At 59.4% G+C, this 19691-nt stretch carries 14 protein-coding genes; 9 read left to right on the top strand and 5 right to left on the bottom strand.

Going from position 1 to position 19691, the window contains the following annotated elements; all coding sequences use genetic code 11:
- Positions 1 to 212: 212 nt before the first annotated feature.
- The 6 genes from CAG47_RS04010 (at position 213) to CAG47_RS03985 (ending at position 10938) form a co-directional block, all read left to right on the top strand.
- On the top strand, positions 213 to 1661 hold the full coding sequence (locus tag CAG47_RS04010; RefSeq protein WP_085723617.1) for a sodium:alanine symporter family protein: 1449 nt from the start codon (positions 213 to 215) through the stop codon (positions 1659 to 1661).
- Between the two features lie 69 nt (positions 1662 to 1730).
- Positions 1731 to 2735 carry an asparaginase gene (locus CAG47_RS04005; protein WP_085723616.1) on the top strand — a complete coding sequence of 335 codons (1005 nt, stop codon included), beginning with the start codon at positions 1731 to 1733 and terminating at the stop codon, positions 2733 to 2735.
- A 161-nt stretch (positions 2736 to 2896) separates the two neighbouring features.
- Positions 2897 to 3889 carry an AraC family transcriptional regulator gene (locus tag CAG47_RS04000; protein ID WP_085723615.1) on the top strand — a complete coding sequence of 331 codons (993 nt, stop codon included), beginning with the start codon at positions 2897 to 2899 and terminating at the stop codon, positions 3887 to 3889.
- 154 nt (positions 3890 to 4043) lie between these two features.
- Positions 4044 to 5072, top strand: a complete 1029-nt coding sequence (locus tag CAG47_RS03995; RefSeq protein ID WP_085723614.1) for a histone deacetylase family protein — start codon at positions 4044 to 4046, stop codon at positions 5070 to 5072.
- A gap of 15 nt (positions 5073 to 5087) precedes the next feature.
- Complete coding sequence (locus tag CAG47_RS03990) at positions 5088 to 6188, top strand: polyamine ABC transporter substrate-binding protein (RefSeq protein WP_085723613.1); 1101 nt, start codon at positions 5088 to 5090, stop codon at positions 6186 to 6188.
- Between the two features lie 163 nt (positions 6189 to 6351).
- On the top strand, positions 6352 to 10938 hold the full coding sequence (locus CAG47_RS03985; RefSeq protein ID WP_085723612.1) for a dermonecrotic toxin domain-containing protein: 4587 nt from the start codon (positions 6352 to 6354) through the stop codon (positions 10936 to 10938).
- Between the two features lie 57 nt (positions 10939 to 10995).
- Here CAG47_RS03985 and CAG47_RS03980 read toward each other — a convergent pair whose 3' ends face one another.
- Positions 10996 to 12549 (bottom strand): PLP-dependent aminotransferase family protein, encoded by a 1554-nt coding sequence (locus tag CAG47_RS03980; RefSeq protein ID WP_085723611.1) that lies wholly within the window; start codon positions 12547 to 12549, stop codon positions 10996 to 10998.
- Between the two features lie 92 nt (positions 12550 to 12641).
- On the opposite strand from CAG47_RS03980, the gene CAG47_RS03975 reads away from it, so the two are divergent.
- From CAG47_RS03975 to CAG47_RS03965, 3 genes are read left to right on the top strand one after another with little or no spacing between them, the layout of a single operon-like run.
- Complete coding sequence (locus tag CAG47_RS03975) at positions 12642 to 13265, top strand: FMN-binding negative transcriptional regulator (RefSeq protein ID WP_085723610.1); 624 nt, start codon at positions 12642 to 12644, stop codon at positions 13263 to 13265.
- A 10-nt stretch (positions 13266 to 13275) separates the two neighbouring features.
- Positions 13276 to 13722 carry a GNAT family N-acetyltransferase gene (locus CAG47_RS03970; RefSeq protein WP_085723609.1) on the top strand — a complete coding sequence of 149 codons (447 nt, stop codon included), beginning with the start codon at positions 13276 to 13278 and terminating at the stop codon, positions 13720 to 13722.
- Between the two features lie 17 nt (positions 13723 to 13739).
- The gene (locus tag CAG47_RS03965; RefSeq protein WP_085723608.1) at positions 13740 to 14411 is read left to right on the top strand and encodes a GNAT family N-acetyltransferase; all 672 of its coding nucleotides are present in this window, start codon (positions 13740 to 13742) and stop codon (positions 14409 to 14411) included.
- 107 nt (positions 14412 to 14518) lie between these two features.
- Here CAG47_RS03965 and CAG47_RS03960 read toward each other — a convergent pair whose 3' ends face one another.
- From CAG47_RS03960 to CAG47_RS03945, 4 genes are all read right to left on the bottom strand, one after another.
- Positions 14519 to 14797, bottom strand: a complete 279-nt coding sequence (locus CAG47_RS03960; RefSeq protein ID WP_085723607.1) for a helix-turn-helix domain-containing protein — start codon at positions 14795 to 14797, stop codon at positions 14519 to 14521.
- The gene (locus tag CAG47_RS03955) at positions 14794 to 16146 is read right to left on the bottom strand and encodes a HipA domain-containing protein (RefSeq protein WP_085723960.1); all 1353 of its coding nucleotides are present in this window, start codon (positions 16144 to 16146) and stop codon (positions 14794 to 14796) included. The genes CAG47_RS03960 and CAG47_RS03955 overlap by 4 nt, the downstream gene beginning before the upstream one ends.
- 274 nt (positions 16147 to 16420) lie before the next feature.
- On the bottom strand, positions 16421 to 18229 hold the full coding sequence (oadA, locus tag CAG47_RS03950; RefSeq protein WP_085723606.1) for a sodium-extruding oxaloacetate decarboxylase subunit alpha: 1809 nt from the start codon (positions 18227 to 18229) through the stop codon (positions 16421 to 16423).
- Positions 18230 to 18240: 11 nt separating this feature from the next.
- Positions 18241 to 19656 carry an acetyl-CoA carboxylase biotin carboxylase subunit gene (locus CAG47_RS03945; RefSeq protein WP_085723605.1) on the bottom strand — a complete coding sequence of 472 codons (1416 nt, stop codon included), beginning with the start codon at positions 19654 to 19656 and terminating at the stop codon, positions 18241 to 18243.
- Between the last annotated feature and the right edge of the window lie 35 nt (positions 19657 to 19691).

Here is a 19691-nt window from a genome sequence, read left to right as displayed (position 1 = left end):
GGCACTGTCATCGGTATAGTGCCGCCCCTCTTCGCATGGGAGGTCGTCGGTAGCGAGGCCACAACCCATGCGAAACCCGAACTAATAACAAACCCGCGATATGAAACCGGGACGAACTTCGTACCGCCCATGGTGCCGCGCGCCAAGGGGTGTAACTCGATGTGTCTGCCCGGCCAGCATTTGCCTACATAAAAAACAGCGAGGAATAATCCATGCTCGAAGTCATTAACGACTTCCTCTCAGGGAAAGTACTGATCGTGCTCATTGTCGGGCTCGGTAGCTACTTCACGATCCGCTCGCGTTTCGTTCAGTTGCGTCATTTCTTCCACATGTTCGCGGTGTTCCGGGACAGCCTCAAAAGCAGCGCCGGGCAACTCAGTTCGTTCCAGGCCCTGATGCTCAGCCTCGCCGGCCGCGTCGGTGCGGGCAACATCGCCGGCGTCGGCATTGCCGTGACGCTTGGCGGCCCCGGTGCCGTGTTCTGGATGTGGGTGACCGCACTGGTCGGCATGTCCAGCAGCTTCTTCGAATGCTCCCTCGGCCAACTCTACAAACGCACCGACTCCGACGGCACCTTCCGCGGCGGCCCGTCCTATTACATCCAGCACGGCCTGCAAAAACGCTGGCTGGGCATGTTGATGGCGTTCCTGTTGCTGGTGACCTTCGGCTTCGCCTTCAATGGCCTGCAGGCCCACGCCGTGACACACTCACTGAACAACGCGTTCGGCCTCGACACCACGTACACCGGCCTGGGCCTGGCCGTACTGCTCGGCCTGGTGTTCATCGGCGGGATCAAGCGTATCGCCAAGGTCGCCGACCTGTTGGTACCGGTCAAAACCCTGGTGTACATCGGCGTGACCCTCTACGTGATCGTGCTGCAATTCGATCACGTGCCGGGCATGCTGATGACCATCGTCAAGAGCGCCTTCGGCCTGGACCAGGCCTTCGGTGGCCTGATCGGCAGCGCCATTGTCATGGGCGTGAAACGTGGCGTGTTCGCCAACGAAGCAGGCCTGGGCAGTGCGCCGAACGTGGCGGCCGTAGCGTCGGTCGAGCACCCGGTGGCACAAGGTGTGGTTCAGGCGTTCAGCGTGTTTCTCGACACTTTCGTGATCTGCACCTGCACCGCGCTGCTGATCCTGCTCTCCGGTTTCTACACCCCGGGCTTCGAAGGCGACGGCATTGCCCTGACCCAGAACTCTCTGGCCGCCGTGGTCGGTGACTGGGGCCGGATGTTCATCTCCGTGGCCCTTGCGTTGTTCGTTTTCACCTCGATCCTCTACAACTACTACCTGGGCGAGAGCAACCTGCGCTTTTTGATCGGAGAAAACCGCAAGGTGCTGATGGGCTATCGCACGCTGGTGCTGGCGCTGATTTTCTGGGGCGCCATCGAAAACCTCAGCACCGTATTTGCCTTCGCCGACATCACCATGACCATGCTCGCGTTCGTCAACCTGATCGCGCTGTTCCTGCTGTTCAAAGTCGGCATGCGCATCCTGCGTGACTACGATGATCAACGTGCCGCGGGCATCACCACACCAGTATTCGATTCGAGCAAATTCCCGGATCTGGATCTGGATCCCCAGGCATGGCCGGCCAATCCGCCTGCCGCCGTACGGGTGCAAGCCGAGCCGCAAGGCGTGACCGCAGCGCAAAGCTGATCGGTTAAAGTGCGGCAATCCGCTGTGGGAGCTCGCTCCCACAGGAACCCATACATCCGGAGAATCGCCATGAATTCCTCGACCTACCCTGCAGCCCAGCACGTCATGGTGCTCTACACCGGCGGCACCATCGGCATGCAGGCCAGCGCCCATGGCCTGGCCCCGGCGTCCGGTTTCGAAGCGCGGATGCGTGAGTATCTGCACAGCCAACCCGAGTTGGTGGTGCCGCAGTGGCGCTTTCGCGAGATGTCGCCGCTGATCGACAGCGCCAACATGACCCCGGCGTACTGGCAGCAACTGCGTGAAGCCGTCGTTGATGCGGTTGAAGTGCAAGGTTGCGACAGTGTGCTGATCCTGCACGGCACCGACACGCTGGCCTACAGCGCCGCGGCCATGAGCTTTCAACTGTTGGGGTTGCATGCCCGCGTGTGCTTCACCGGTTCCATGCTGCCGGCCGGCGTGACCGATAGCGATGCCTGGGAAAACCTTGGAGGCGCGCTGGTTGCCCTTGGCCAAGGCCTGGCGCCAGGCGTGCATTTGTACTTCCACGGCGAACTGCTCGACCCGACCCGTTGCGCGAAAGTACGCAGTTTTGGTCGGCATCCGTTCAAGCGCCTGGAGCGTCAGGGCGGTGGCGTGAAAGCGGCGTCGATTCCAACGCAATTGAATTACAACCAACCCAGACAATTGGCGAATGTCGCTGTGTTGCCACTGTTTCCTGGCATCAGCGCCGGGATCCTCGACGGCCTGCTCGACAGTGGAATTGAGGGCCTGGTGTTGGAGTGTTACGGCAGCGGCACCGGCCCGAGCGACAACCCTGAGTTTCTCGCCAGCCTCGGCCGTGCGCGGGATAACGGTGTTGTAGTGGTGGCGGTGACGCAGTGCCACGAAGGCGGGGTTGAACTGGACGTCTATGAAGCCGGCAGTCGCTTGCGCGCTGTGGGCGTGTTGTCCGGTGGCGGCATGACCCGTGAAGCGGCGTTCGGCAAATTGCATGGGTTGTTGGGTGCAGGGCTTGAGGCCGTAGAGGTCCGTCGGCTTGTCGAACTCGATCTCTGCGGTGAACTGAGCTGACACCACATTTTTCCTGTAGGAGCGAGCAAGCTCGCGATAGCGGCCTGCCATTCACATTGATGTAACTGACCCGCCGTCATCGCGAGCAGGCTCGCTCCTACAGGGACTTCACCCGGCATGCAACTTGCTGCGCTCCAGCCATCCCAAGGCTGGAAGTCCCTATGCTCCACTCCCACCTCACCACGCTCAACGCCGTCTCCCTGATACTCAACGCCTTCAAGGCCGACGGTTTGCCCAGCGAAGCGCTATTGGCCGGCAGTGGCATCAGCGCGGCGGACCTGAGCCGCGCCGATACGAGAATCACCACCAACCAGGAGATGCAGGTTTGCGCCAACGCCGTCGCACTCAAGCATGACATCGGTCTGGAACTGGGTCGGCGGATGCACGTTTCCTGCTACGGCATTCTCGGTTACGCACTGCTCACCAGTGCCACCTTCGGTGACGCTTTGCGGCTGGCGATGCGTTATCCGGCGCTGCTGGGAACGCTTTTCGAACTGAGCCTGGAGGACGACGGCGAGCGCGTCTGGTTCGTTGCCGCCGACTACCGCGAGAGTCCGGCCATGGCGGTGTTCAACGCCGAGTTCTGCCTGGTGTCACTGAAAGTCACCTGTGACGATTTGCTCGGCCATCCCCTGCCCCTGGTTGCCGCTCGCCTGGAACATGCCGCTCCCGACTACGAGGCGAGCTACGCTCAGCACTTCGACTGCCCGCTGCGCTTTGGCGCACCGAACAATGCCTTCGCCTTCGACAAGCGCTGGCTGGATCAACCTTTGCCGCTCGCTGACGCGATTACCCATCAAGCCATGGCCGAGCGTTGCCGCAAGCAGAACCTTGAGTTCACCGGGCGCCAGGCCTGGCTGGGTCGAATTCGGCAATTGCTCAGCGCGCAATTGAACGCAGCGCCCGGACTGGAAGGTCTGGCCGAACAGATGAATTGCTCGGCGCGCACACTTCGCCGGCACCTCAAGGACATGGGCTGCAGCTACCAGGAGTTGCTCGACGAACTGCGCTTCGAACAGGCCAAGCAAATGCTCCGTGAAGATCAACTGCCGATCTATCAGATTGCAGAGGCGCTGGGCTTCAGCGAGACCGCGAGTTTTCGCCATGCGTTTGTGCGCTGGAGTGGTGTGGCGCCGAGTCAGTTTCGACCTTAGGACATGCAGTGGCCGGAACACCGTACCTTCAAAGGGCGAATTCCGGTCATATGTTTTGGCCATATCAATCCCCTTTTGGCCTTTCCTGCCGTTCTCCAAATCCATCCGCACCGCAAGACTGTGTTCAACCGAATCAGCCTGCGGAGAACAAGAAATGCTGACGATCTACTCGGACGATCACCACCTGCACCACGGCCGTTGCGAATTGATAGACGGGCAACTCAAGCCCTGCTTCGAAATGCCTTCGCGTGCCGACCACGTACTTTCACGGGTGCAAAAACAGAACCTCGGCCCTGTCGAAGCGCCGAAGGATTTCGGCCTCGGACCAATCGAGCGCATCCACAGCCGCGACTATCTCGACTTCTTCAAAGGCGCCTGGGCCCGTTGGACCGAGTTCAACACCGACGGAGACTTGCTCCCCTACACCTGGCCGGCTCGCACCCTGCGCCGCATCAAACCCACCAGCCTGCACGGCCAGCTCGGCTACTACAGTTTCGACGGCGGCGCCCCGATCACCGCCGGCACCTGGCAGGCCGCGTACAGCGCAGCACAAGTTGCGTTGACCGCCCAAGCTGAAATCCAGCGCGGTGCCCGCAGTGCATTCGCCCTATGCCGTCCACCGGGACACCATGCCGCCAGCGACTTGATGGGCGGTTATTGCTACCTCAACAACGCCGCCATCGCCGCCCAGGCGTTCCTCGACCAGGGCCACAAAAAGGTCGCGATCCTCGACGTCGACTACCACCACGGCAACGGCACCCAATCGATTTTCTACGAGCGCAGCGACGTGCTGTTCACCTCGATCCACGGTCATCCGGAAGCCGAGTTCCCGTTCTTCCTCGGCTACGAAGATGAGTTGGGCGAAGGCGACGGCGAAGGCTTCAACTTCAACTATCCGTTGGCCGCCGGTTCAGGCTGGGACACCTGGAGTGCAGCGCTGGAACAGGCCTGCAAAGAAATCGAAAGCTACGGTGCCGACGTCGTCGTCGTGTCGTTGGGCGTCGACACCTTCAAGGACGATCCGATCTCGCAATTCAAACTCGACAGCCCGGATTACCTGGCCATGGGCAAGCGCATCGCCGGCCTCGGCGTGCCGACGCTGTTCGTCATGGAAGGTGGTTACGCGGTCGAAGAAATCGGCATCAATGCGGTGAACGTTCTCGAAGGTTTCGAAAGCGCTTGATGAGGAAGCACAAGCATGAAAAGTCTTAAGCGTTTAGTCGTGCCTGCGCTGTGCGCCACGGCGCTCAGCAGCGTTGCACACGCCGAAGAACGCACGTTGCGCGTCTACAACTGGTTCGACTACATCACCCCCAAAGCCCTGGAAGACTTCAAGGCGCAGAACACCCAGACCAAACTGGTGTACGACATCTTCGATACCAACGAAGCCCTGGAGGCCAAGTTGTTGACCGGTAACTCCGGCTACGACGTCGTGGTGCCGTCCAACGTATTCCTCGCCAAGCAGATCGAAGCCGGGGTGTTCCAACCCCTGGATCGCAGCAAGTTGCCGAACTGGAATCACCTTGACCCCAAGCTGATGAAGCTGATCGAGGCCAACGATCCGGGTAACAAATTCGCCGTGCCCTACATGTATGGCACCATCCTGATCGGCTTCAACCCGGACAAGGTCAAGGCCGCCCTCGGCGAAAACGCGCCAGTGGACAGCTGGGACCTGATCTTCAAGGAAGAGAACATCAGCAAGCTCAAGCAGTGCGGCGTCGCCCTGCTCGACTCGCCGTCGGAGATCCTGCCGCTGGCCCTGCAACACCTCGGCCTGGACCCCAACAGCAAGAAGCCTGCGGACTACGACAAGGCTGAAGCATTGTTGATGAAGATCCGCCCGTACGTGACCTATTTCCATTCGTCGAAGTACATGGCCGACATCGCCAACGGTGACATCTGCGTCGCGGTCGGTTATTCCGGCAGCTTCTCGCAAGCCGCCAATCGCGCCAAAGAAGCGAAGAACGGTGTGATCGTCGACATGCGCTTGCCCAAGGAAGGCGCACCGATCTGGTTCGACATGCTCGCCATTCCGAAGGGCGCGAAGAACCCGGAAGACGCCTACACCTTCATCAACTACTTGCTGCAACCCCAGGTGATCGCACCGGTCAGTGATTTCGTCGGCTACCCGAACCCGAACAAGGACGCCACGGAAATGGTCGACCCGGCGATTCGCAACAACCCGAACCTGTACCCGACCGATACGGCGATGAGCACGCTCTACACTCTGCAACCGTTGCCACGTGATGCCGAACGCGCACGGACCCGGGCCTGGACCAAGATCAAGTCAGGCACCTGATACACCTCGCGATCCAGTGGACAAAAAAGATCTGCGCCAATGCAGATCTTTTTTTGCCCGCGAGATTTATATACCGCCAACATCACGCTACCCGTCACTAACCTGCAGTGGATCGCGCACCGACTATTCAACGGTACCTGCCCCCTTCACAAAGGATGTGACCATGCCAGACGCAACGGACTCTGCCTCAACCAACCTTCCCGCCGATCAAGAAGCCCTGCTCACCCAATTGGTGGCAGGGCCCTCGATCAGGGAAGTCGCCACGCAAGCGCTGATACCCGCGCTGAAAGCGCTGTACACGAACCTGCCAATCGATCCACGCCTTGCCATGGTGGTGACGCCGACCTGGATCTTTCACGACCAACACGTCGTCCCCGGACCACGACATTTCGAATCGCTGACCGACGCCCTGGTACGCCATGGTGTAACAAAAACGCCAGTGGTCTATCTCGATGGCGAGCATTTCCTCACGTTGCAACCTCAAGAACCGACGCCGACGCAACTGCCTGTCAGCATCGATGCCATCGGGCGTCTGCTCAACGAACTGGCACCGTTACTGTTTGTCGCCTTTCAAGAGCAACAGGTCGATTACTGGAACCAGTTCACCGGTCCTTCGACCCCCCGCTGGCAAGGCCTGTCCAAATCGTTGCGTGAGTTCTGGAATTTGGAAACCAGCCCCGATTGGGACAGCGACCAGATCGCCATGGCCCGCCACCTGTTCGCCCATCCGGACAAAAGCACACGCTCAGTTGACGACCGCTTTGCTTCGCGCGCCTGCCTGATCGACCTTGACTACGTGAGCGATAATGTCTCGACCCACATCAATACCCTCGACGTCGCTGTTCTGATCGGAACCCTGGCTGGTCGCACGTTGATCCTCAGTCACACCATCACCCGTGGTTTCCAGGCATGCAATTCCTTGCAGGAACTGGGGGAGTCCTTGCAGACGTATGTCGACGGGGAGTCCGCCGGCAAGACCTTGCAATGGCGGCTGATCGAGCCCGAGGGCAATTTTTTCGACCACGTGGCATGCAACCTGATTGCCCTGCAAGCGGACGCCATTGGCGCCCTGGGAGACAACGACAGTGCTGTGGCGAACACCAACCTGGCGCCCCACATCAGCCGCACGACCAACGAACTCGACCCGACCGACAAACAGTCATCTACGCGGTTCAAGCAGGTCGAACAAGCGCTGCCAGACTGGATGGCTGGCGCTTCATCCCGCGACCTTACCGCTTACAGCCGACATTTGATGGATTTGGCAACGGTACGCAATCGGAACGCCGGGCAGTCCTTTCAGGACGGGATCAAACCGATCCGCGAATTCGCATTGGAGCAGCTGCGCGAAACCATGCTCAAACAGCACGCCGATGCCGCGCAAATCAACCTGGCCGACATCGAGATCGAGGTCGATAGCCTGGTGGTCTGGGGCAGCTTTATACCGCTGGTGGAACCTGAGCGCACCACCCTGAGCCTGGTCGACCTTGCATTGCAAAACCTGATTGCCTTGCCGCGGGGTAACAAGTCCGTGCGCAGCTCCAGTGCCGCCGCGTTGCCAGCATGGATGACGGTGAGCTATCTGGAGGCGTTGATCGTCAGCGTCGACATCGGCAAGAACTACCCGGCACTGATAAAAAGCAAGCTGCTTGACGATCCCCTCGATAGCCTGCGTCGGCAGAACCTGTTCACCAGCCATTTACGCGTCGAACTGCCCCTGCTGGCCCTGCAACAAAAGATTCGCGCGCAGAACGGGATCGACGAATTGGGCTATCGCTATGTCGCTGCCGTGGTGCAGGTTCTGGATTCAAATCGTTGGGTGGATGGCCAGGAGATTGTCATCCGTCCTCTGGCGTTCAGTCCGGGTTGGCGCGTGGGGGGCTCCACGGACGAGGTAACCAACATGTTTGTGATCGGGCCTCGGCAGATGGATAAGGGACCTTGCCTGCTCTACCGGCCATTACTCGATCAGCCATTAAGCCAATACCCGACCCCGGCCAACCTGATCTATGCCATCAAGCATTCCCCGACATTGCGCCAATCGGTGCTCGCCTGGCTGCCGGAGGGGGCGCGCGCCAATTATGCCAACTACATGTTCACCGGCGACCGGCCTTCGGTCTGGTCCGTGTCGCAACTGCTGGCCGATCCACTGACTTCCCTGCAGATGAACGGGCCGCTGTCCCTTGGCACTCAGGTTATCGCCACGGATTACCTGGCCACTTTGTATAAGGCCAACGTCAATGCAATGGTCGGGATGGCCCAACGACAATCTGTATCCAATGCACAAAATCGTTGGGATACCTTCAAGCACGCAGCCTGGATGATCCTCAATGCGGCGCTTCCCTTTCTCGGTAAAACTGTCGGAACAGCCGCCTGGGTCTGGCAGGTATTGGATGACCTGCAAAACACGCTGGATGCAGGTGAAACAGGCGACCGCGAACAACAGAAAACAGCAATGACGGACCTGTTGCTGACCCTGGCCATGGTCCTTGCTCACCACGCCAGCACACGCAGCCCGACTGGTCGCAGAATCGAGGAAGAGAAGCCGGCCACCGTGGCGACCGAGCGCCAGGAAAACCCGGCAGGCCCTGTAACCTTTTCTCAGAACCCCGAAATCGTCGGTGAGCAGCCCGCGCAACATCGTATTTCAGTCTTGACCGACACCGCTCTGAGCCTGACCAAAACCCTGGATCGCTTCAGCATTACCCGGCCCGGACAGCTCACCCCACCCGACAGCGAAAGCGGTATCCATCGCTACCTCTATCAACACGCGGGCAAGTATTACGCGCCTGTGGGTGAACGCTGGTTCGAGGTGACCGTCGAGGACTCGGGTGAAGTCTCGATCATCGATACCCGACAACAACCGCTGCAAAGCGGTCCTGCGCTCATCAGCAATAACCGCGGCGAGTGGTTCGTCGATACACGCCTTCGGTTGCGTGGTGGCGGTTTGTCGAGCCGGCGCAAAGCGCTGCAACAGCAAAACCGTGCACGCATCGCCGAGCTGAAAAAGCAATTGGTCGAATTTGATAACGAGCGCGAACGGGCACGCGAAGAGCTGACGGACGCCCACAACGCCATGAAAAACACGGTCGGCGACGAAGCATTGCTGGCCGCACAAGGGCAGTTTCTTGAGAAGCTCGAGCGCCGCACCCAGGATTACGCCATCCCCATCGAACAACTGAAATCGCTGAACCTGCTCGATACGGTTCACAACTACCGAACCACCATGGTCGAAATGCTCGGCACCCAGTTGTTCTTCAACCAGACATGGCTTGATCAACGCGCCCCAACTTTCGCTCAAACCCTGAGGGAAACCCTGGCGCTACTGGAAGCTGAAGAAACGGCAGAGGGTACCGGCGACCGCGCGACCTACAAAAAGATGGTCGATCTGACCGAGGGCATGATTGGCAAGATCGAGTTTGCCCAATCGCGCTTCCAGGAGTTGAGCCGACTCGGTCGAAGTGCAGCGGAAGTGGCCAGCACTTACCGGACAAAACTGCCCGCGTTCAGCCTTAACGATCTCAAAGGCCTTCAGGTTTCGTTGGCCCGTGAGGTCTGCCTGAAAGAAGGCAACAGTGTTGCGCTCACCCAGGCACGCAGTGAATTCATGTCCCTGCTCGATACCTCCAACCTGATCATCCAGACATCGCAGGAGCTGATGGTGGAAGGAGGCACCTGGAAAGTGAACGAACGTGTTGAAGGCCTCAGTGGCTTGGTTGAGCAGTTTGCTACCATCGATCAGTCCTTCGAAGACTTTGCCCTCAACCATAAGGATGCCGTGCTGGAGCAACCGTTCAAACACTTGCGCAGTCGAATCAGCGGCTTCCAGCAGGCAGCCGAGAACTTCCTGGCGCAGTTGCTGCGAGAGCAACAACCGCTGGAGCCTCGCCCCGCCCCCTCAAGATCCGGACCGGCATCGCGAAAACGGGTCATCAAAACACGCTTCAAGGGTACGGTAGTGGGCGAAGTGCGCCCTTCGGCACCGGGAGAAGCCATTCTGCTCGATGTGAAGTCGCCCATGACGGGCAAGGTGATTGCCACCTTTCATGAAAAAACACCGGGCGTCTGGCTTGAACGAGTAAAAGTCAGACCCCGTCGCCCGACGGCTCCAGTAGCTGACCTCGACACGCAAATCACTCAAAGTCGCACGCTACTCGATGGGGTGGAAAGCTTCATCCGGCAAACCGAAGCCAGCGCAAAAAAGCCCGGCCGCATCCCAGTAGAGATCGAGGAGCTGTTCCAAAACAAAGCTGAGCAGCTCGATAAAAGTGCCAAGGCGCTGGAACAAGCCCCGACCCACTCGAACTCAACCGACTCCACGACAACACTGGTTGCAGAGCTGGGCAGCGCACGCGATCGACTCTACGCCGAGGGTCACCGCATTCGGGTTGAGATGATCAAGCAACAGCCGCCCACGGCTGCCCGCGTCGAATGGTTATCGAGCAAAAACGAAATCGATATCTCGCCAAGTGGCGGCCGACGCCGACTCAAAGGCCCGCGTAAGGATTACCTGCAGGAGTACGAGATTCGCGAGCGTGGCACCGGGCAAACGTTGTGGTACGCACATTTTCATTACGCCGCTGCCGACAGCCCTGTCGAAGCGTTTACAGCCGCTCACTTGAAATTGCATGAGCAACGGGTGTTGGCCGGGGCATACGACTTGCGTTCGGCCTCCAGCAGCGAGGTGATCGCCATCTATCGCAGTGCAATCAGCCCGCAACTGGCGAGTTCGCTGTTTTTTCGTAAGCCGTGAACGTCAGAAAGGAAAATGGTGATGACTGAGTACGGGCGGGCTGATCAGCCGCCCGTTTCAGCGTGCGCACCACACCGTACGCAATCGCTCCAGCGCCGCCTCGATCGATTTTTCGGGTACCGCGACAAACCCCAGCACCAACCCCGCACGTAGATCGATCGGGGTGGTGGATTGCGGCAACCAATAGCTGCTCAAACCGTTGATCTCGACATCGACGCCCGTCGCCAATTCAATCAGTTCTTGCTCACGCGCCACGCTATCGACCGGCACTGTCATGTGCAGTCCCGCAGCGACTGAGGGTAACGGACCAACACCGGGCAAATCCAACGGCCAACCACTGAGCAGCGCATTGCGCCGACTCAACGCCGCGCGCCGCATACGGCGGATGTGTCGCTGGAAGTGCCCGGCCGCCATGAACTCGGCCATCACCGCTTGGGTGCTGACCTCCGAATGCCTGACGTCTACCGCACGCCGTTGCGCAAACGCCTGCACCAGCCCCGGTGGCAATACCAGGTAACCCAGGCGCAACGCTGGAAACGCCACTTTGCCGAACGTGCCCACGTAAAGCACCCGGCCTTGCCGATCCAGCGCCGCCAAAGGCGCCAGCGGTGCACCGCTGTAGCGGTACTCGCCGTCGTAATCGTCCTCGACGATCCAACCCTGGGTGCGCTCTGCCCAGGCCAGCAACTCCAGGCGTCGCGCCAGACTCATGACTACGCCGGTGGGATATTGGTGTGACGGCGTGACATAGGTCAGCCGACAATCACTGATCTTTGCCAGTTCACTGCAATCGATGCCCTCGCTGTCCACCGCCACCCCATGCAGCCGTGCACCCGCCACGGCGAACGCATGACCCGCCGCCCGATACCCGGGATTTTCAATCGCCACCCCATCGCCAGGTTCCACCAGCAGTTGTGCACAAAGGCTGATCCCCTGCTGCGCGCCACTGGTGATCACAATTTGCTCAGCCGTGCATTGCATGCCTCGAGAACTGCGCAAATACGCGGCGATCATCCCGCGCAAGCGCGCATCGCCGGCCGGGTCGCCATAGCACAGCTGCTGCAATTCCGGTTTGCGCCAGAAGGCCGCATTCAGCTTGGCCCAGACCTCGAATGGAAACAGGTCGAACGCCGGAACCCCCACCCGAAATGCCCGGGGCGGTCCGCTCGGCGGGCTGGGTAAATGGTTGTTTTTGACCCGTGCCAACGGCTCGCTGTGGATAACTTCGCTGGATGAATCCACAGGTAAATCGAGCAAATTTGTGGATAAGGTTGTGGGTAACCCTGTTGAAAAGCCTGTGGATATTTTTGTGGATAGTTTTTTTGCCGGTAACGCCGCCTGAGGCAGTTGCGCGACATAAGTGCCATCCCCGACGCGCCCCTCGATGAAGCCTTCGGCATACAGCTGATCATAGGCGCGCACCACGCTGTTACGGGAAATCGCCAGTGCCGCGGCCAGGTCACGACTGGCCGGCAGCCGTGTACCGCTGGTCAATCGTCCATCGAGGACGCGCAGGCGCAAAGCCTGATAGAGCTGGCGGCTCAGTCCCTGGCGACGGTCAAGCTCGATACCGGCCGGGTTGAACGACAAGGAAAGCGGCACATCCGTCATGGCAATGGACCTATGAAATTGCTCGTTAATGGCTCTTACAACAGACCAATAGCCTGCCTAGGATGCAGATATTCGCCAAGGAAAATATCTCCATGTACACGCCGCGCGCTTTTGCCATCGAAGAGTTGTCCCAACTGCATGAACTGATCCTCGCCACCCGTCTCGCCATATTGGTGACCCACGGCGAAAGTGGCCTGCAAGCCAGTCATGTGCCGGTGCTGCTGCATCGCGAACAAGGCTTGAACGGTACGTTGTACGGGCATCTGGCCAAAGCCAATCCACAGTGGAAGGACCTGCGCGACGGTGCCGAAGCCCTCCTGATTTTTGCTGGTGCCGACGCCTACGTCAGCCCCGGCTTCTACCCGAGCAAGGCCGAACACGGCAAAGTCGTGCCGACCTGGAACTACGTCGCCGTACACGCCTATGGTCGAGCCGAAACCTTTAGTGATGGCGGGCGGCTGCTCGACATCGTCAGCACCCTCACCGACCGTCATGAAGCTGGCCGCGCCCAACCGTGGTCAGTGGCCGACGCCCCCGCCGATTACATCGACGGCATGCTCAAGGCCATCGTCGGTTTTGCCATTCCCATCGACCGTCTGGAAGGCAAGCGCAAGCTCAGCCAGAACCGTAGCCCCGCCGACATCGCCGGCGTACGCGAAGGCCTGGCCGCCAGCCCCGACGTCAACGACCAGACCCTCGCCCAATTGATGCGCTAAGGAAATCACCATGAGTCAGATCGAGATCCGCCAGGTCAACGCCGACGACCACGCCGCGTGGTTGCCGCTGTGGCAAGCCTACTTGCGCTTCTACAACACCGAGCTGCCCGAGGCGGTCAGTCAGAGCACCTGGCAGCGCATGCTCGATCCAAGCGAACCGACCCACGCAGCCCTCGCCTGGGCCGACGGCAAAGCGGTGGGCATGGTGCATTTCATCTACCATCGCTCCAACTGGAGCATCGAAAACTCGTGCTACCTGCAAGACTTGCTGGTGGCGCCAGAAACCCGTGGTACCGGCGTCGGACGCAAGCTGATCGAATATGTCTACACCACCGCAAAGGCCGACGGTTGCTGCAAGGTCCATTGGCTGACCCACGAGACCAATGCCACCGCGATCCAGCTCTACGAGCGCATCGCCGAACGCCCCGGTTTCATCCAGTTTCGCAAAGCCATCTAAGGTTCAAGGAGAACGACATGTCGAATTCACTCGCCGAATGGAAAGGCGTCCCGGCGCCTTCAGTACAAACTATCGAAGGTCGTTTCATCCGCCTGGAAAAACTCGACCCGGCGCGCCATGGCGACGACTTGTTCCGAGCCCTGCAAGGCCCCGGCGCCGACCCGAAACTCTGGGACTACTTGCCGTATGGCCCCTTCCCCGAGCGCAGCGCATTCAACGATTGGCTGAACAACCATGCGGCCAATAGCGATCCGTATTTCTTCAGCGTGGTCGATCGCGCCAGCGGCGAGGTGCAAGGCATCCTCAGCCTGATGTCCATCGTCCCGGCCCAGGGCCGTATCGAGATCGGCCACGTCACCTTCGGCGCCCCGATGCAGCGCTCGCCGAAAAGCACCGAGGCGGTTTACCTGTTGGCCAAGGAATCCTTTGCCCTGGGTTACCGTCGCCTGGAATGGAAATGCAACAACGCCAACGCCCGCTCCAAATATGCGGCCGAACGATTGGGCTTCAGTTTTGAAGGGGTGTTCCGCCAGCACATGGTCGTCAAAGGCCAGAACCGCGATACGGCGTGGTACTCGATTCTGGACTCGGAATGGCCAGCGATTGGTGCCGGGTTCGAGAAGTGGCTGGGTGACGAAAACCAGACGGCTTCGGGGCAAATGAAAAGCCTGGCTGAATGTCGCGGCTAACAGCCTGAAAGCAAAAGATCGCAGCCTGCGGCAGTTCCTGCAGGATGAACACAAATCCCGTGCAGGAGCTGCCGCAGGCAGCGATCTTTTAACCATCAACGCGCGATTCAGCCGACATCCCGTCGAATCCGCACCACCCCCATCTTCAATCCAAACGGCCGGAATACCGCGTTCAACGACTTCAACGTCTGGTTCCCTTCCCCATGCTCGATATGCACCAGAGTGCGAACCGAGACTTTGCACATTTTGGCGAATTGAGTCTGGTGCAGGCCGGTGACCTCTACACGCAGGCGTCGTACAGCTTCAGCGATCTCAATCGAACCCTGGGCGAGTCCTTCTTGAATGTCTTCTATGAGCTGCGTGCGCTCGGCAACAGTCATACTCATTTCAGATCCCACTCTTTCAACCGTTGCTCCAGATTTTTCAAAGCGATGCGCGGGTGATTCATCGTCACGTCGGGCAATCCGCTGTCCGTCAAAATGTCCGGAAGTGCCATCAAGTGATGGGCATCTTCGCGCAGGCGTTCGAAACAAATCGACCAATCGCTCAACGCTGCCAGAGGATCATTCGGGGCAGCCAGCTCGGCCAAGGCCTGGCACACACCACGCCAATTGACATCCCCGGCCCTTTCCAAGGCCTTTGGCCACTTGGTGGTCCTCGTGACGCCTTCGTCGTCCATGACCATCGGCGCCAAGTCATAGATCGGCGCCAAGCGGAACGAGGCCGTGTCACGAATGATTGCTGTGTTGCGTCCGTGGTTATCGGAATTGCCGAGGATTTTGTTGAGCAGATCCCGGCGCAGATATTCCGCAACAAGATCAGGGATCCGATCCCCCTGCCCCGCATCACGCCACAGTCCAGCAAGCATGCGAATCACTTCAATGTGGTCCATCGCACTACCGGGCGTCGTAATTTGCGCCAACGAGTAGATCGACTCCACGGCAAAACGCTCGACCCCCTGAGGGGTCACCTGACGGTCAAAACGTTGCATCCACAAACTGGGTTTGGTCGCTTCTTCCAACGCAAGCCCCTGCGCTGCCACCGTTTCGATGCCTAGCGCTTGCAGCGCCTTGTAGTAGTGATACTCGCTTCTGAGGATGTCCTGATCGTTCTTGGTCCCTTTGTTGCGAGAGAACTTCACAAACCAGTGCTGAATGACGTCTGCGTCGTTTAGTACTGCATCGGGGTAGAAGTCAGCATCCTTACCCTGAGCCAGTAAAAGCTTCGGCGCCTCTCCGCCGGCCCCTGTCGCCCCTCCGATTGCAGCGCCTTGTTCATAGGCGTACTCGAGAAACCGGTTATCACGGCTGATCACATCCTGACGCTTGAATCCTATTGGCTCACGCTGATCAACAGTCTCGGCAGACTCTTTTATGCGCATGTTACCGATCGGCGCGGGTGTCCTTCTGGCCAACAGGTAAAGATCGGCACTGATGTCAGCAGGCTTGTCACGACCCAAGTGTGCCAGGAGAAATCTTTTCGCCGCGCCAGCAGGTGCAATGTCATATACAAAGGCCGGTGTGTTGGATCGTCGACCATCCCACTCCAGAGGAAACCTGGCACTCACAGCCGCAGCATAGGGTGAGCCAATGTCCTCATGGTTCTCGAATAGATAAGTCTGTGCGTAACCAAAGCTGCATCGGCTTTCGAAGCCCTGTTCAGGGCTGTCGAAGCTCAGAGTCATAGCGTCATGCCATTTCCCATTCGTATAAATCTGTAGGGTCAGGTTGAACATATCCTCATCACCTGCAATTAAATGCATTGCATTGAAACTAGCTCATTGCAAATACGCAATATAGTGCATATTGATCTTCAACGAAGTCCCTATACACGCAATAAAATGCAGATTTGGCCCTGTTCCATTCAACTGAAACTGCAAAATAATGCACCACAGGCCAGCAGCGAGCGACCTTCTGACCCCACTTGAACGTCAGGGCACAAACTCCAGACGAAAAAAAGGGGAGCACATGCCCCCCCGAGGTATAAAGCGTTGTATCGAGACTGTTAACTCAGCCTTCGATCTCGATCAGGATTTCGCCCGGGTTCACCCGGTCGCCCTTGGCCACGTGAATGGCGGTGACTTTGCCAGCGATGGCCGCCTGGACTTCGGTTTCCATCTTCATCGCTTCGGTGATCAGCACAGCCTGACCAGCCTTGACGGTGTCGCCCTCCTTGACCAGTACATCGACGATGTTGCCCGGCATGGTGGTGCTGACGTGACCCGGTGCAGAGGCTTGCTTGCGCTTGCTGCTGCCGCCGCCGACGAATTCGTTGAGCGGTTCGAACACCACTTCTTCCGGCATGCCGTCGATGGACAGGTAGAAGTGACGCTTGCCTTCGGCCTTGACGCCCACACCGGTGATGTCGACGCGGTAGGTTTCGCCGTGGACGTCGATGACGAACTCGGTCGGCACGCCTTCGCCACCCGCCGAGGCCACTTTGCCGGCTTCCGGAATCGGCAGCAGCACTTCAGGTGTCAGGGTGCCGGCAGCGCGCTCTTCGAGGAACTTGCGACCGATGTCCGGGAACATGGCGTAGGTCAGCACGTCTTCTTCAGACTTGGCCAGCGCACCGATGTCTTCACGCAGCTTGGCCATTTCCGGCTTGAGCAGGTCGGCCGGGCGCACATCGATCACTTCTTCGCTACCGATAGCCTGGCGACGCAGTTGCTCGTTCACCGGGGCTGGCGCCTTGCCGTAGCCGCCTTGCAGGTACAGCTTCACTTCGTTGGTGATGGTCTTGTAGCGCTCGCCGGCCAGCACGTTGAAGAACGCCTGGGTGCCAACGATCTGCGAGGTCGGGGTCACCAACGGCGGGAAGCCGAGGTCTTCACGAACCCGCGGGATTTCGGCCAGCACTTCGCCCATACGGTTCAGCGCGCCTTGCTCTTTGAGCTGGTTGGCCAGGTTGGAAATCATCCCGCCTGGAACCTGGTTGACCTGCACGCGAGTATCGACCGCGGTGAATTCGCTTTCGAACTGGTGGTACTTCTTGCGCACGGCGTAGAAGTACAGACCGATTTCCTGCAGCAATTCCAGATTCAGGCCGGTGTCGAATTCGGTGCCTTTAAGGGCTGCCACCATCGACTCGGTGCCAGGGTGACTGGTGCCCGAGGCGAAGCTGGAGATTGCAGTGTCGATGTGGTCGGCACCGTTTTCGATGGCCTTGAGTTGGCACATCGCGGCCAGACCCGCTGTGTCATGGGAGTGAATGAACACGGGCAGCGACTGCTCGGCCTTCAGCGCCTTGACCAGTTCACCGGTGGCGTACGGGGTCAGCAGGCCAGCCATGTCCTTGATCGCCACCGAGTCGCAACCCATGGCTTCCATTTGCTTGGCTTGAGCCACGAACGCATCGATGGTGTGCACTGGACTGGTGGTGTAGGCGATGGTGCCTTGGGCATGCTTGCCCGCCGCTTTCACTGCTTCGATGGCCACGCGCAGGTTACGCACGTCGTTCATCGCGTCGAAGATGCGGAACACGTCGATGCCATTGACCGCTGCCTTGGCGACGAATGCCTTGACCACGTCGTCGCTGTAGTGGCGGTAGCCCAGCAGGTTCTGGCCGCGCAACAGCATTTGCAGGCGGGTGTTAGGCAACGCGGCGCGCAGTTGGCGCAGACGCTCCCACGGGTCTTCTTTCAGGAAGCGTACGCAGGCGTCGAACGTCGCACCGCCCCAGCATTCCAGCGACCAGTAGCCGACTTTGTCGAGCTTGTCGCAGATCGGCAGCATGTCTTCGGTGCGCATGCGGGTGGCGAGCAACGATTGGTGGGCGTCGCGCAGGATTGTGTCGGTAACGTGGATTTTCTTGCTCATTGTTCTATTCCTCACAGGCCTGCGTGGGCGGCGATGGCGGCGGCGATGGCCAGGGCCAGCTCTTCGGGTTTGCGCTTGATCGAGTAGTTGGTCAGTTCAGGGTGGCTTTCAACGAAGCTGGTGTTGAACTGGCCGCTACGGAATTCCGGGTTACGGAGGATTTCCTGGTAATACGCGGCGGTGGTCTTGACCCCTTGCACACGCATGTCGTCGAGGGCACGCAAGCCACGGTCCATCGCCTCTTCCCAGGTCAGCGCCCACACCACCAGTTTCAGGCACATGGAATCGTAGAACGGCGGAATGGTGTAACCGGTGTAGATCGCCGTATCGGTACGTACGCCGGGACCGCCGGGCGCGTAATAACGGGTGATCTTGCCGAAGCTCGGCAGGAAATTGTTTTTCGGGTCTTCGGCGTTGATCCGGAATTGCAGGGCGAAACCACGGTGGTGGATGTCTTCCTGTTTCACCGAAAGCGGCAGGCCGGAAGCGATGCGGATCTGCTCGCGGACAATGTCGATGCCGGTGATTTCTTCGGTGATGGTGTGTTCCACCTGCACCCGGGTGTTCATCTCCATGAAGTACACCTCGCCCTCGGCGAGCAGGAACTCCACGGTGCCGGCGTTCTCGTAACCCACGGCTTTGGCTGCGCGCACCGACAGGTCGCCGATGTAGGCGCGCTGTTCCGGGGTCAGTTGCGGGCTTGGGGCGATCTCGATCAGCTTCTGGTTACGGCGTTGGATCGAGCAGTCACGCTCGAACAGGTGCACCACGTTGCCAAAGCTGTCGCCGAGAATCTGCGCTTCGATGTGTTTCGGGTTGACGATGCATTTTTCCAGGAACACTTCCGCCGAACCGAAGGCCTTGGTGGCCTCGGAAATCACGCGCGGGAAAGCCTGTTCGAGTTCTTCACGACTGTTGCAACGACGGATACCGCGACCGCCACCACCGGAAGTGGCCTTGAGCATCACCGGGTAACCGATGCGATCACCTTCGCTCAGGGCTTCTTCGATGCCCGACACGTTGCCTTCGGTGCCCGGGGTCACCGGCACGCCTGCCTTGATCATGCTGCGGCGGGCTTCGGTCTTGTCGCCCATGCGGCGAATGACTTCTGCCGCCGGGCCGATGAATTTGATTCCGCGTTCGGCGCAGATGTCCGCCAACTCGGCGTTTTCCGAGAGGAAACCGTAGCCGGGGTGCAACGCATCGCAACCGGTTTCCACAGCCAGGTTAACCAGCTTGCGCGGGTTCAGGTAACCAGCCAGGGGCTCGGCACCAATGCTGTGGGCCTCATCCGCACGCTTGACATGCAAGGCATGGCGGTCGGCGTCGGAATAGATCGCGACCGAGCGGATGCCCATCTCGGCGCAGGCACGCACGATTCGTACGGCAATCTCACCACGGTTGGCGATCAGGATCTTTTTTATCACTTGGAGGTTCCCTTGAGCCGGTGGTACCCACGACC

Origin of the sequence: Pseudomonas sp. R37(2017) (assembly GCF_002113375.1) — a bacterium.
Classification (GTDB): domain Bacteria; phylum Pseudomonadota; class Gammaproteobacteria; order Pseudomonadales; family Pseudomonadaceae; genus Aquipseudomonas.
Note: the sequence above shows the minus strand (reverse complement) of the source record. Positions and strands in the feature narration are given on the sequence as shown.